At 59.9% G+C, this 13,839-nt stretch carries 12 protein-coding genes; 6 read left to right on the forward strand and 6 right to left on the reverse strand.

Going from position 1 to position 13,839, the window contains the following annotated elements:
- The first annotated feature begins 6 nt into the window (after positions 1 to 6).
- The 4 genes from rpoN to KORLAC_RS16550 all read left to right on the forward strand — a co-directional run bounded on the left by rpoN (position 7) and on the right by KORLAC_RS16550 (position 3,911).
- Positions 7 to 1,593 carry an RNA polymerase factor sigma-54 gene (gene rpoN, locus KORLAC_RS16535; protein WP_068308591.1) on the forward strand — a complete coding sequence of 529 codons (1,587 nt, stop codon included), beginning with the start codon at positions 7 to 9 and terminating at the stop codon, positions 1,591 to 1,593.
- Positions 1,594 to 1,874: 281 nt separating this feature from the next.
- Positions 1,875 to 2,459: a ribosome hibernation-promoting factor, HPF/YfiA family gene (gene hpf / locus KORLAC_RS16540; protein ID WP_068308593.1), complete on the forward strand. Its 585-nt coding sequence runs from the start codon at positions 1,875 to 1,877 to the stop codon at positions 2,457 to 2,459.
- 73 nt (positions 2,460 to 2,532) lie between these two features.
- Positions 2,533 to 2,994 carry a PTS IIA-like nitrogen regulatory protein PtsN gene (gene ptsN, locus KORLAC_RS16545; protein WP_068308595.1) on the forward strand — a complete coding sequence of 154 codons (462 nt, stop codon included), beginning with the start codon at positions 2,533 to 2,535 and terminating at the stop codon, positions 2,992 to 2,994.
- A 131-nt stretch (positions 2,995 to 3,125) separates the two neighbouring features.
- Positions 3,126 to 3,911, forward strand: coding sequence for a CPBP family intramembrane glutamic endopeptidase (locus KORLAC_RS16550; protein WP_068308597.1), 786 nt, complete (start codon positions 3,126 to 3,128; stop codon positions 3,909 to 3,911).
- On the opposite strand, the gene truA is transcribed toward KORLAC_RS16550, so the two are convergent.
- The 5 genes from truA to KORLAC_RS16575 all read right to left on the reverse strand — a co-directional run bounded on the left by truA (position 3,908) and on the right by KORLAC_RS16575 (position 6,960).
- Complete coding sequence (gene truA / locus KORLAC_RS16555; RefSeq protein WP_068308599.1) at positions 3,908 to 4,657, reverse strand: tRNA pseudouridine(38-40) synthase TruA; 750 nt, start codon at positions 4,655 to 4,657, stop codon at positions 3,908 to 3,910. The genes KORLAC_RS16550 and truA overlap by 4 nt on opposite strands.
- Positions 4,658 to 4,666: 9 nt before the next feature.
- Positions 4,667 to 5,581, reverse strand: coding sequence for a methionyl-tRNA formyltransferase (fmt, locus tag KORLAC_RS16560; protein WP_068308601.1), 915 nt, complete (start codon positions 5,579 to 5,581; stop codon positions 4,667 to 4,669).
- 13 nt (positions 5,582 to 5,594) lie between these two features.
- A complete protein-coding gene (def, locus tag KORLAC_RS16565) occupies positions 5,595 to 6,113 on the reverse strand; it encodes a peptide deformylase (protein ID WP_068308604.1) in 519 nt (172 codons plus the stop codon).
- An 88-nt stretch (positions 6,114 to 6,201) separates the two neighbouring features.
- Complete coding sequence (locus tag KORLAC_RS16570) at positions 6,202 to 6,543, reverse strand: DUF1491 family protein (protein WP_074519280.1); 342 nt, start codon at positions 6,541 to 6,543, stop codon at positions 6,202 to 6,204.
- A 57-nt stretch (positions 6,544 to 6,600) separates the two neighbouring features.
- Positions 6,601 to 6,960 (reverse strand): PilZ domain-containing protein, encoded by a 360-nt coding sequence (locus KORLAC_RS16575; RefSeq protein WP_160328657.1) that lies wholly within the window; start codon positions 6,958 to 6,960, stop codon positions 6,601 to 6,603.
- Between the two features lie 224 nt (positions 6,961 to 7,184).
- Between KORLAC_RS16575 and KORLAC_RS16580 the strand changes: the two genes are divergently transcribed.
- On the forward strand, positions 7,185 to 8,600 hold the full coding sequence (locus KORLAC_RS16580) for a sigma-54-dependent transcriptional regulator (protein ID WP_068308610.1): 1,416 nt from the start codon (positions 7,185 to 7,187) through the stop codon (positions 8,598 to 8,600).
- A gap of 5 nt (positions 8,601 to 8,605) precedes the next feature.
- Here KORLAC_RS16580 and KORLAC_RS19210 read toward each other — a convergent pair whose 3' ends face one another.
- Positions 8,606 to 10,918, reverse strand: coding sequence for an NADP-dependent malic enzyme (locus KORLAC_RS19210; protein ID WP_068308612.1), 2,313 nt, complete (start codon positions 10,916 to 10,918; stop codon positions 8,606 to 8,608).
- Between the two features lie 278 nt (positions 10,919 to 11,196).
- On the opposite strand from KORLAC_RS19210, the gene mutS reads away from it, so the two are divergent.
- Positions 11,197 to 13,830, forward strand: a complete 2,634-nt coding sequence (gene mutS / locus KORLAC_RS16590) for a DNA mismatch repair protein MutS (RefSeq protein ID WP_068309372.1) — start codon at positions 11,197 to 11,199, stop codon at positions 13,828 to 13,830.
- The last annotated feature ends 9 nt before the right edge of the window (positions 13,831 to 13,839 follow it).

Raw genomic sequence — 13,839 nt, forward strand, 5'->3', positions numbered from 1 at the left:
GGAGACGTGGCGCTAACGCCAAGACTTGATCTCAGGCAAAGCCAACAGCTGGTGATGACTCCCCAGCTGCAGCAGGCGATCAAGCTTTTGCAGCTCTCCAACTTAGAGCTGGCCGACTATGTCTCGACCGAAGTGGAGCGCAACCCGCTTCTGGAAATTGGTGAGCCCGGCGACAGTGGCGGCCCGGACGAGGGCAGCAACCAGGGCGACAGCGACTTTAGCGACTCGAACCTGCGCGACGGCGGCGAAGCCCGCGACGGCAGCGACGGGATCGTGGCCGCCGACAAGAGCATGGACAGCGATTTTGATACGTCGTCCAGCTCGGACGGCGCACTCGACGCCAACTATGAGACCAATATCTATAATAACGACGCCGTTTCCGACCGGGTCCCGCAAGAAGGCGGCGGCGCCAGCAGTGGATCGCTGTCCTATGAAGGCGGCGGCGCCATCAAGGGCGGCGGCGGCTTTTCCGACGAGCGCAGCCTGGACCAGACGCTTGAGGGCGAAGAAAACCTGCATGACTTCCTGATGCGCCAGATGTCCGTGCTGCTGCAGGAGCCTGCAGACCGGCTGATCGCGACCCACCTGATCGATCTGGTGGATGAGGCCGGCTATGTGAATGTGGACGATGTCCAGGAGGTTGGTGAACAACTGGGCGCCACACCGGAAGATCTGGAGCGGGTGCTGATGGCGCTGCAGACGCTCGAGCCGTCCGGCTGTTTTGCCCGCTCGCTATCCGAATGTCTGGCGATCCAGCTGAAGGAGCTGGACCGGTACGACCCCGCGATGCAGGCGCTGGTGGAGAATCTTGAGCTTCTGGCCAAACGCGACATGGCAACCCTGAAGCGCCTGTGCGGCATCGACCAGAATGACCTGGCGGACATGATCAAGGAAATCCGCCTGCTGAACCCGAAGCCGGGCCTTGCCTATGGCGGTCAGGCGGTGCAGCCCGTGGTGCCCGATATTTTCGTTCAGAAAAGCCGGGCCGGCACCTGGGTGGTGGAACTGAATACCGACACGCTGCCGAAGGTGCTGGTGAACCAGCAATATCTGACGGAACTGGGTGACGTGAGTGGCGGCAAGGAAGCCAAAGCTTTCGTGTCCGACTGCCTGTCGAACGCAAACTGGCTGGTCAAGGCCCTGGACCAGCGCGCGCGCACCATCCTCAAGGTTGCAACAGCACTTGTGAAAACCCAGAGCCAGTTTTTCGAGCATGGCGTGCGGTTCCTCAAACCGCTGACGCTCAAGGACATCGCGGACGAGATTGAAATGCACGAATCTACCGTTTCGCGCGTGACCAACAACAAGTTCATGTCCTGCCCGCGCGGCATGTTCGAGTTGAAGTATTTCTTCACCTCCGCCATTTCTGCGGGCGATGGCGGCGATGCCCATTCGTCCGAGTCGGTCAAATTCCGCCTCAAGGAACTGATTGACGATGAAGATCCGAAGAAAATCCTGTCCGATGACAAGCTGGTTATCATGATGAAGGCAGAGGGCATCGACATCGCACGCCGTACGGTTGCAAAATATCGGGAGGCGATGAAAATCCCGTCTTCCGTCCAGCGCCGTCGCCTGAAAAACATGGGCAGCTAGAACACGGCTGGCTGAGTCGTTTTCGGCCCTTGCAAAACCGCCTGCCAGACCTCACATGAAAACTTGTTAAAATTCAAAAATTTGACACAAATCAAAGTGGATTAACCACACTTAAACCATCTTTTGTGGTAGGCTGAAATTTCCAACCGCAATGGTTGGAAAGCGGCGCCAGTGTCAGACGGGGACAGACGCTGGAACTCAACGCTGCAGCCGGACCGCAACGGTCCGTGGTATAGTAGCGGTAGCCTCCCCGGCTACCTGAGAAAGGATGATTGGCTCCTATGGATATCAATGTTACCGGACGGAAAATGAATGTTGGTGAATCGCTCACTCAGCATGTCGAAGAACGCCTCGAAACTGTCGCAGAAAAGTTCTTTAACCGCACCATTGATGCAAACGCCACTTTTGTCAAAGAAGGACACTTATACCGAGTTGATGTATCGCTTCACGCCAATCAAGGGATCAATATGCAGGCCCACGCGGAAGCAGACGACCCCTATGCTGCATTCGAACTCGCAGCCGATAAAATAGAAAAACAGTTGCGTCGATACAAACGACGCCTTAAGAACCACCACCACACGCCGCAGCGCGAGATTGCAATTGAGGTCGCAAGCGACCTAGTGCTCGCGCCGGAAGAAGAAGATGCCGAGGGCATGCTGAACGGCGAGAGCGCCGAAGGCCAACCGTTGATCATCGCGGAGAACAAGAAAGAGATCCCCCACGTCAGTGTGCGGGACGCCGTGATGTTGATGGACCTGGCCGATGCCAATGTCTTCATGTTCCGCAATCGCAAGGGCGATACGCTGGACGTGGTTTACCGTAGGCCAGATGGCAACATCGGGTGGATCAGCCCGAGTGCCGCCTAACAGGTAGCAGGTTGGAAACAGACAAGAGGGTTTACCGGGCCCATCAGTGGTGGGCCCGGATGAGAGAGAGATCATGGAGATCGAAGATCTGCTGACAGCGGAGAACGTGCTTGGTGACTTTAAGGCATCAAGCAAGAAACAGACTTTGCAATCCCTGTCCCGCAAGCTTGCAGACTTTGCCGGACTGGACGCACGTCTTGTATTCGACAAGCTTCTCGAACGCGAAAAACTGGGTAGCACCGGCGTAGGCAAGGGTGTTGCCATCCCGCACGCGCGCGTCGAAGGGCTTGATGAAATCAAGGGTCTGTTCGCACGGCTCGCGAGCCCGATTGATTTTGACTCGGTTGACGATCAGCCAGTGGATATCGTCTTTATGCTGCTGGCCCCGACGGACGCGGGTGCTGACCACCTGAAGGCCCTGGCTCGCGTCTCGCGCCTGCTGCGCGATGAAGGCACACTGAAAAAGCTCCGTGCCACGTCAGACGACAGCGCGCTTTATGCCATGCTGGCGCAGCCAACCAGCAACGCGGCCTAATCCACAGCCCTTCGCGGCTTATCACGATCTTGCTGCAATCATCGCCCCAGGCCAATCAGGCCCTTGGGGCCTGTTCCGCTGACCTCTATATCAGCCTTAGTGCTTTGAATAATAGAGACAGCGAGACCTCAATGAACACCCTGAAATCCTTCCTTCTGAACCGTCCGGTTAGCGGCTCAACCTGCCTGATTGCCATCAGCCTGCTGGTGGTGCTGGGCATTCCCTATCTGTTCACGGATACACCTTCGGTCGCCTTGACGCTGAAAATCGTCACCCGCCTGCTGATTGCCGCAGCGGCGGTCTATGCCCTTGTGAAGATGCAGCTCGTGCAGGCTGCTGGGCTCGGTGGTCGCCCCTGGCGCAAACGCTGGTGGATTGCCCCCCTGCCCATGTTGGCCATTGTTGCCATCAACATACTCGGTGTTAACTGGTCGGCGCTTGTCTTCACGCCAAGCACAGTAGCGGGGTGGCTCGGCTATAACCTGTCTGTTGGGCTGTTTGAGGAACTGCTCTTGCGGGGTGTGTGTTTCTGTCTGCTGGCCACCGCCTGGCGGCACCGGAAAAACGGCCTGCTGTTGGCGGCCGTCACCCAGGGCGCCATCTTCGGGCTTCTGCACCTGATCAACCTCACGCACGCGCCCATGCTCGACACCCTCAGCCAGACGGTCTACGCCACCCTGCTGGGCATCGGTTTTGCCGGAATGACGGTCTTTTGCCACAGCATCTGGCCTGCGGTCATGGTCCACGCCGCTATAAACCTGGCCGGGTCCATGAATATTGATCTGGTGCCGGGCGCCACCCCGCCCGAGGGGTCCCTTAGCGGATATATCGTGGCAACGGTGGTGATTTTGCTGGTGTCGGCCCTGCCGGGCCTATGGCAGCTCAGACGCGAACAACGGGCGCTCGCAGGCGCCTAGCCTTCAAACTCGACATGTTTGAAATAGAGGCCGTCAGGCGGGGCGTTCAGCCCCAATGCCTGGCGGTCACGGGCGTCAAGCGCGGCCTGCACATCCGCTTTGGTCCAGTTGCCGGCACCCACAAGCTTCAGCGTGCCCACGATCGAGCGGATCTGATGGTGCAGGAAAGACCGGGCGCCTGCCAGCAGGCGCACTTCGTCGCCTTCACGTTCAACCGTCAGGTAATCCATGGTCTTGACCGGGCTTTTCGCCTGGCAGGCTACATGCCGGAAGGTGGTGAAGTCGTGCTGGCCAACCAATATCTGGGCGGCGTCATGCATCGCCTCGTGGTCCAGCGGCGTTTTGACATGCCACTTCAGGCCCGCGTCGAACGTCAGCGGCGCGCGGCGGTTGGCGATACGGTAAACATAGTGGCGCTTGACGGCGTCAAAGCGGGCGCTGAACTCGCTGTCCACCGCCTCTGCCTTCACGATCGCGACCGTATTCCGGGGCTGCATATGATAGTTGAGGGCACCCTGCACCTGGTCTGGCGTCATGTCGCGCTCCAGGTCAAAATGGGCGACCTGGCCAAGGGCATGCACGCCGGCGTCCGTGCGGCCGGAACCGATCACCCGGGGCGCTTCACCTGGCGCAAATTTCTTGATCGCATCCTCAATGGTGGCCTGCACCGACGGGCCGTTTTCCTGGCGCTGCCAGCCCACAAAGGGGCGGCCATCATATTCAACGATCAGTTTGAAACGCTGCATGCTCTTGCCCTATTCAAACCGGGTGCCCTTGGGCACGCTGAAACCCCGCAGAAGCTCCTCGCGGTCCATCGCGCCCTTGCCGGCGCGCTGGGCGCGGTCAATGCGGTAAGCGCCACTACCGCAAGCCACCAGAAGCGCGTCATCAAGGGCCGTACCCGCGTCACCAGACCCGGCTTCCACACTGCCCGCCAGCAGCTTGAGCCGCTCGCCGTCCACCAGGGTCCAGGCACCGGGGAAAGGAAACAGGCCGCGCACCAGCCGGTCAACGGCACTCGCATCAGCTGACCAGTCCACCTTGGCTTCGGCCTTGTCGATCTTGTGGGCGTAAGTGACGCCTTCGTCCGCCTGGGGTTCAGCCTTAAGCGAGCTGGCCACCAGACCTTCAACGGCCTCAACGATCAGCGCACCGCCCATGGCGGACAGCCTGTCATGCAAGCTGAGGGTTGTGTCCGTGGGCGCGATATCGGTTTCCGCGCGCATCAGCACCGGCCCGGTATCGAGCCCGGCTTCCATCTGCATGATGCAGACACCGGTTTGTGTGTCGCCTGCCATCACCGCCCGGTGGATCGGCGCCGCACCGCGCCAGCGCGGCAGGAGGCTGGCGTGCACATTCACGCAGCCATGCTTTGGCGCGTCCAGCACCGCTTGCGGCAGTATCTGGCCGTAGGCCACCACCACCGCAACATCGAGGTCGAGCGCAGCAAATTCGGCCTGAGCGGCCGCGTCGCGCATGGATTTCGGGGTATAAACCGGGATGCTCTGGCTTTCAGCCCAGGCATGAACCGGCGAGGGGCGCTCTTTCTTGCCGCGGCCCGCAGGCGCGGGTGGTTGGCTATAGACCGCAACGACGTCGTGGCTGGATGCCGCGAGGGCCTTCAGCGTTGGCAGGGCAAAATCGGGGGTGCCCATGAAGGCAATGCGCATGGGGCTCTCTCCCTTAAAGGACGGTGACGCCCTTGGTTGCCTTCTGAACCTTCTTGATGATCATGTTGCGTTTCAGCTTCGACAGATAATCGATAAACACAACACCGTTCAGGTGGTCTATTTCATGCTGCACGCAGGTGGCCATCAGGCCTTCCATCAGCTGGTGCTGCTCCTTGCCGTCATAATCCAGATATTTCACCTTGACCGACGCCGGGCGCTCAACTTCAGCATAATGCTCAGGCACCGACAGGCAGCCTTCATTATAGACGTTGAATTCAGGCGACTCCCAAGTGATTTCCGGGTTCACCAGGAAAAGCGGCTGACGGTCTTCCTCGTCGCCTTCGGTATCCACCACAATCACGCGTTTGGGCACAGCCACCTGGATCGCGGCCAAGCCAATGCCTGGCGCGTCATACATGGTTTCCAGCATGTCGTCCATCAGGCGACGCAGATCATCATCCACCTGTCCGACCGGGTCGGACATGGTTTTCAGAAGCGGGTCTGGCACATTGACAATTTCAAGTTTCGACATGCTCGGTTTCCTTAAACGCTCAGAACTCGGTAGTTTCCTATGGGCTTTACCTATGGTTGGCGCCCTTCTCCGTCAAGCGCAAAGCGGCCTAATACTCGGAAATTGGGGCATCCGGCTCATATTTGCCAGTGTTATCCTCAATCTCGATCACCCAAAGGTCCGGGTCAAAGCCCCGCTTCTTGGCGATCAGCGCGTCAGCCGCGGCCTCATCCTGCCCTTCTGCAGCCCCCAGGCGGCGCCAGATGCGGTTGCCGTCAAAATCAAGCGACTGCTCGAACACCAGCACCCCTGCGGCGAACCGGTTGACCTTCAGGATGATGCCGCCGCGCTCCGCGTCACCCTTGGCAACCACGAACGACGGCATATCCGCACCAAAACAGGTGCGCAGATGGGCATCAATCCAGAGCTTGGTTGAAAGGCGAACGGTCATGGAAAGGATATGCGCCCAGGGATGCGCCGCGGTCAAGAGCGAAGAAAGCGGGAAGGCTTAGTCGTCTTCGCTAAGGCCAAGGACATGCAGGCGGTCTTCAAACATGCGTTTGACCACCTCCGGGCCGACGTCAAAGGCGACGCCGAGAAGCTCGCCTTTAGCCCAGGCGACTGTGGCCGGTATCTCGCCGCGGCCTGTCAGCACCAGCTCGATCTTCACGCCGTCCTGAAGCGGCAGGTCAACGCGAACACGGGCACCGCCCAGCGACAGATTCCAGATCTGGCAGGAAAGCTCATGCTTGCCGACCCGAATTTTGGCAGGCCAAAGCACGGACCGCCGCTTGAAACGGCGGCTGTCTGCCTCTTCAGCCTTGGCTTTTTCAGCCGCTGCCTTCTTTTTTACTGTTTCTTTCGCCACGTCTTGTGCCACGCCACCAATGAACGATACCCGCAAGCGGTTGCGAGCATGCTACCATAATTCCGCATTCAGACTATAGCCTTAACCGGTAAACCAAAAATGACCAAATCCATATAATTTTCCTAAATTCAGCGTTTGACGGGCCAAAGGTCAATGCGAAGGAGATGCTTGCCCAGGGGCATGCCATTCGATACCAATAGAGAACCGGGGGTAAGGAGCGCTCTATGGCGTCGAAAGAATTGGCCGAAAAAAAGGGTGATGCTGCCCAGCATCCGATCCTGATCGTTGAGGACAGCCCAACCCTGGCGCTGACATACCGGGAATATCTGCGCCGTGCCGGCCTGGACGCGACCATCGCGGAAACCGGTGCCGCCGCACTCCAGGAAATCGAACGGTCGAAACCCGCCATTATCCTTTTGGACCTGCGGCTGCCGGACATGGATGGCCTTGATATCCTGAAGCAGTTGAAGACGGAAAAAAACAGCGCCCGTGTTGTCGTGATCACTGCCCATGGGTCCGTCAAGGTCGCGGTTGAAGCCATGCAGGAGGGCGCGTCCGACTTCCTCCTCAAGCCGTTTGCCGCCGAACGGCTGGTCACCACGGTCAACAACAACCTGGAAATCAAGCGCCTTGCAGGCCTGGTGCAGCAATATGCCGGCGGCCAGAAGAAGAAATTCGGCCGTTTCATTGGTGTCAGTCCGGCGATGCAGGCCGTGTACAGGATGATCGAAGACTGCGCGTCGTCGAAAGCGTCCGTCTTCATCATGGGCCAATCGGGTACGGGCAAGGAACTGTGCGCCGAGTCGATCCACAACCAAAGCCCGCGCAGGGACAGGCGGTTTGTGGCCCTGAACTGCGCCGCCATCCCGTCAAACCTGATTGAAAGCGAGATTTTCGGCCACAAGAAAGGCGCTTTCACAGGTGCCACATCTGACCGCGAGGGCGCGGCCGTGACCGCCGACGGCGGCACCCTGTTCCTGGACGAAATTTGCGAAATGCCGCTTGATCTGCAGGCCAAGCTCCTCCGGTTCATCCAGACCGGTGAAGTGGTGCCCGTGGGCAGCAACACGCCCATCCAGGTGAATGTGCGCTTTGTCTGCGCCACCAACCGCACACCCTGGGAGGAAGTCGAGGCCGGGCGTTTCCGGGAAGACCTCTATTACCGGCTTCATGTGGTGCCGATCCATTTGCCGCCACTGGCCGAACGGGACCAGGATACCCTGATCATCGCCCGTCACATGCTCGAGAGCTTCGCCAAGGAAGAAGGCAAGGGCTTCACCAGCATCAGTCCTGACGCCGAATCCCGCCTGCTGGCACACAGCTGGCCGGGCAACGTGCGCGAGCTTGGGAATGTGATCCAGAGCGCTGTGGTGCTGAACGACGGACCGGAGCTGACCGGCGCGATGCTGGACCGGCTGATGGGCCCGACCCGCAGGCACGCCCTGAGGCAAATGGCGGGTCCGTCAGCACCGGAAAGCCTGACAGCAACGGGCGCCATTGAGCCCCTGGCAGCTGTTGAACGCCGCGTGATCGAACGGGCCATCGACATATGTGGGGGGAAGGTACGGCTTGCGGCCAAGCGGCTGGAGGTAAACCCCTCAACGCTTTACCGCAAGCTCAAGGACTGGGAAGAGGAATAGCGCCGCTATTCCTCGTCTTCGCCGTTATGGCTAAGCTCTTCGCGTGCCTGCTCCAGCGCAAAGGCCGTGCTGGCCGCAAGACCCGCCATATTCACCAGATCAGACGCGCTCGCAGTCATCCGCGCCACCTGGATGGAATGCTCCATCCCCAGCAGCATCGGGCCGATCACACGGGCGCCGCCCAGTTCCGTCAGCAACTTGTAGCCGATGTTGGCGCTGTGGAGCGCCGGCATCACCAGCACGTTGGCAGGGCCCGACAGGCGCATGAAGGGATACTGTTCCATCAGGTCGCGGTTGAGCGCCACATCCGCCTGCATCTCGCCGTCATACTCGAAGTCCACATCGCGCTCATCCAGAATGCTCACCGCTTTCTGGATATGCTGGGTCTTGTCAGACGGTGGGTTGCCGAAGTTTGAGAAGCTCAGGAACGCCACGCGGGGCTCATGCCCAAGCCGTTTCACGAAATAGGCCGCGCTTTCCGCGATATCCGCCAGTTCTTCCGCATTCGGGCGTTCGTTCACCGTGGTGTCGGCCATAAAGACCGTGCGGCCCTTGGTGACCACAATCGACATGCCAAACGGACGGTGGCCCGGGATCGGGTCGATCACCCGGCGGATGTTCTTGAGCGCGCGCCAATAATGCCGCGTCACGCCGGTGATCATGCCGTCGGCGTCGCCCGTTGCCACCATGCAGGCGGAGAAGACGTTCCGGTCACGTTTGACCAGGCGCTGCACGTCGCGCAGCAGGAAGCCGCGGCGGTTCAGGCGCTCGTAGATATAATCGATATAGTCGCTGGTGCGTTTGGTGTTGGCCGCGTTCCAGATTTCAAACCCGTCGTCGTCCACGCCCATTTCGCGCAGTTTCTCACGGATCGGCGCTTCATAACCCACCAGGATCGGCACGCCGTAGCCGGCGTTCTTGAAGCCAACGGCGGCACGCAGGACTTTTTCTTCCTCGGCTTCCGCAAACACAATGCGCTTGGGCTCGCGGTGCTTGAGGTCCTCGAACATGGTCGACAGCGTATCGGCCGTCGGGTCAAGCCGGGCCGAAAGCTCCTGCTCATAGGCTTCCAGGTCCTCGATCGGCTTCCGGGCCACACCCGTGTCCATCGCGGCCTTTGCCACCTTGACTGGAATACGGCGAATGAGCCGCGGATCAAACGGCGCAGGGATGATATATTCAGGGCCATAGTGCGGCTGCTTGCCACCGTAAGCCGCCGCCACTTCTTCCGGCACGTCTTCACGCGCCAGTTCGGCCAAAGCGGTTGCGGCAGCGATCTTCATTTCTTCATTGATGGTGCGGGCACGGACATCCAGCGCCCCCCGGAAGATATAGGGGAAGCCGAGAACATTGTTCACCTGGTTCGGGTAATCCGACCGGCCGGTGGCAATGATGGCGTCAGGGCGCGCCTCGCGGGCGTCCTCTGGCGTGATTTCAGGGTCCGGGTTGGCCATGGCGAAAATGATCGGCTTGGCCGCCATTTTCTTGACCATATCCTTGGTGATGGCACCGGCGGCCGCCAGCCCGATCACAGCGTCTGCGCCCACCAGCGCTTCTTCAAGCGTGCGCGCATCGGTCTTGATGGCGTGGGCCGATTTCCACTGGTTCATGCCTTCCGTGCGACCGGCGTAAATCACGCCTGTGCGGTCCACCATGGTGACATTCTCATGCGGCAGGCCCATGGCCTTGATGAGCTCAATACAGGCGATACAGGCTGCACCCGCACCCAGCGCCACCACTTTGGTGGTCTTCAGGTCGCGACCCGTCAGGTCAAGCGCGTTGATGAAGCCAGCGGCCGTGATGATCGCCGTACCGTGCTGGTCATCATGGAACACCGGGATGTCCATCAGTTCCCTAAGGCGCTGTTCGATGATGAAACACTCAGGCGCCGCGATATCCTCAAGGTTGATGCCGCCGAAGGAGGGGCCCAGAAGCTTCACGCAGTTGACGAATTCGTCAATGTCTTCGCTGTCCACCTCAAGGTCGATGCTGTCCACATCGGCAAAGCGCTTGAACAGGACCGATTTACCCTCCATCACCGGCTTGGAGGCCGCCGCACCCAGGTTGCCGAGCCCCAGAATGGCGGTACCGTTCGAGATCACCGCCACCAGGTTGCCCTTTGTGGTATAATCATAAGCTGTATCGATATCTTCCGCGATCGCCTTTACCGGGACTGCCACACCGGGGCTATAGGCCAGCGACAGGTCGCGCTGGGTGGCCATTGGCTTCGACGGCGTAATCTCAAGCTTGCCGGGACGACCGGCGGAATGGAACCTGAGGGCCTCCGCATCCGTAAATTTGGATGAATTGCTCGGCATGGGGAATCCTTTGTTCTTATGATTGGTGTCTTATGGTAGCAGTCCGGGGCAGAATGCTCTAAAAGCGTTTTATGCTATGCGGCATACTATGGCATAAAGCGGCTGACAATTGAAATCGGGAAGTTAACCGGGAGTTAGTTAAAAAAATGGAAGGACGCGCTGTTTTGGGCTCCGAAACGGAAGAAAATTTGTCATCCGACGCCCAAAATGAAACAAAATATCAAAATGGCGTGGACAACAAGTGGGCACGGGCGGCAAAGGTCCCTGGCGTGACCCCGATGATGGCCCAATTCCTCGAAATCAAGTCCCATTACCCGGATTGCCTGCTGTTTTACCGCATGGGCGACTTTTACGAGCTCTTCTTCGAAGACGCGGAAAAAGCCGCTGCCGCCCTTGATATTACCCTCACGAAACGTGGCAAGCACGACGGTGACGATATCCCCATGTGCGGGGTGCCTGTGCATTCGTCTGAAATGTATCTGTCGCGCCTTATTCGCAAGTCTTTCAAAGTGGCGGTGTGCGAGCAGACGGAAGACCCGGCGGAAGCCAAAAAGCGCGGCTCCAAATCCGTGGTGCGGCGCGAAGTGGTGCGGCTGGTTACCCCCGGCACCATCACCGAAGAAAACCTCTTGGACGCCCGCTCGAGCAATTATCTGGTGTCCCTTGGCCGGGCCCAGAGCGATTTTTCGCTGGCGGTTGTCGAAATGTCCACGGGTGACTTCTTCATCCTGCCCACCAAGGTTGGCCGCCTGGATGCTGACCTTGCGCGCCTTACTCCCGGCGAGCTGATCATCCCCGAAGGCCTGATGGACGACGACAAGATCAGCCGCGCGCTGTTTGACTGGCGCAGCATCATCAGCCCCCTGAATGCGGGCAGGTTCGACAGCAGCTTCGGTGCCCGGCGCCTTGAAGACATCTTTGATGTTGCGACGCTGGATGGTTTCGCGTCCCTGACCCGCGCGGACCTGGCGGCTGCCGGTGCGCTAGTGGACTATCTGGACGACACGCAGAAGGGCAAGATGCCTCGGCTGTACCCGCCCAAGCGCCTGTCCGCCGACGGCACCATGATGATCGACGCCGCCACGCGCAAAAGCCTGGAGCTGACGCGCACGCAAAACGGCGAAACCTCTGGCAGCCTCTTGTCTGTCATTGACACCACGCTCACGGGGGCTGGCGCCCGGCTGCTGGCCAAGCGCCTGTCTGCGCCGCTAACGGACCCTGTGCGCATCAACGAACGCCTCGACGCCGTGGAATATATGCTGGAGCGTGCGGGGCTCAGGACCGACCTGCGCGTGGCGCTCAAGGCCGCACCAGACATGGAACGCGCACTCGCTCGCCTGTCGCTTGGTCGTGGCGGTCCGCGGGACCTGATGGCAATCCGCGTGGGGCTGGAGGCCGCGCGCACCATCGAGCATTATCTGACCGCCCCCAAAGGCGCCCTTGAAGACATGGCCGAACTGGTCGCCGACGCCGTCAGCGACCTGGGCGAGCATGAAGCCCTGATTCATGAGCTTGAGCGCGCGCTGGTGGACGAACCGCCGCTGATCACGCGCGATGGCGGCTTTATCCGCGCCGGCTATAGTGAGGCGCTTGACGAATACCGCATGCTGAAGGACGAAAGCCGCCGCCTGATCGCGGCGCTTGAGGCGGACTATCAGAAGCTCACGGAAGTGAACTCGCTCAAGATCAAGCATAATAATGTGATCGGCTATCATGTGGACGTGACGGCAAAGCATGCTGAGAAGCTGATGTCTGCGCCGCTGAATGAAAGCTTCATCCACCGCCAGACGCTGGCCAATTCGGTGCGCTTCTCCACCAGCGAGCTGTCAAAGCTTGCGGGTAAGATTTCAGAAGCGGGTGACCGCGCCCTGTCGCTTGAGCAGGAGCTGTTCGGCTCGCTCGTGGCTGCGGTGCTCGAGAAAGCCGGCGATATCTCTATCGCCGCCGAAGCCCTGGCGACCCTCGATGTCTCCACGGCACTCGCGACACTCGCCGAGAATGAGCGCTGGACGCGCCCCGATGTGGACGACAGCCTGGCCTTTGAAGTGACCGGCGGACGCCACCCGGTGGTTGAAAAGGCGCTTCGGGCAGAGAACGACACGCCGTTCGTGGCAAACGACTGTGATTTGGGCCCCGACGACCGCCTGTGGCTGATCACCGGCCCCAACATGGCGGGTAAAAGTACCTTCCTCAGGCAGAATGCCCTGATCGCCGTACTGGCGCAGATGGGGGCATTCGTGCCCGCCGAACGCGCCCATGTCGGCGTGGTGGACCGCCTGTTCAGCCGCGTAGGCGCATCAGACGACCTCGCGCACGGCCGCTCCACCTTCATGGTCGAGATGGTCGAAACCGCCGCCATCCTCAACCAGGCCGGGCCACGCAGCCTGGTGATCCTGGACGAGATCGGCCGCGGCACCGCCACCTATGACGGGCTGTCGATCGCCTGGGCCGCCGTTGAGAATTTGCATAACATCAACCAGTCGCGTGCCCTTTTCGCCACCCACTATCATGAGCTGACGGCCCTCAAGGAAACCCTTGAGGCTGTGTCGCTTCGGTCCATGAAGGTGCGGGAATGGAAAGGCGAAGTTGTCTTTTTGCACGAAGTTGGCTCAGGCGCCGCGGACCGCTCCTACGGCATCCAGGTTGCCAAGCTTGCGGGCCTGCCGCCCCGTGTGATTGAACGCGCGCGCCAGGTTCTTGATCATCTGGAAAACAGCGACAAGGGCGACAAGTCTACAGGGCTTGTCAATGATTTGCCGCTTTTCCAATCTACACCATCTTACCATGCACCGGCACCAAGTGGGCCGTCGGAGCTCGAGGAAAAGCTGACGGACATCAATCCGGACCAGCTGACGCCCAAAGAAGCGCTCGACCTGATATACGCCCTGAAGGACATGTTGCCTCAAGACTGACGACTATCG

It is taken from the genome of Kordiimonas lacus (assembly GCF_001550055.1).
Lineage (GTDB): Bacteria > Pseudomonadota > Alphaproteobacteria > Sphingomonadales > Kordiimonadaceae > Kordiimonas > Kordiimonas lacus.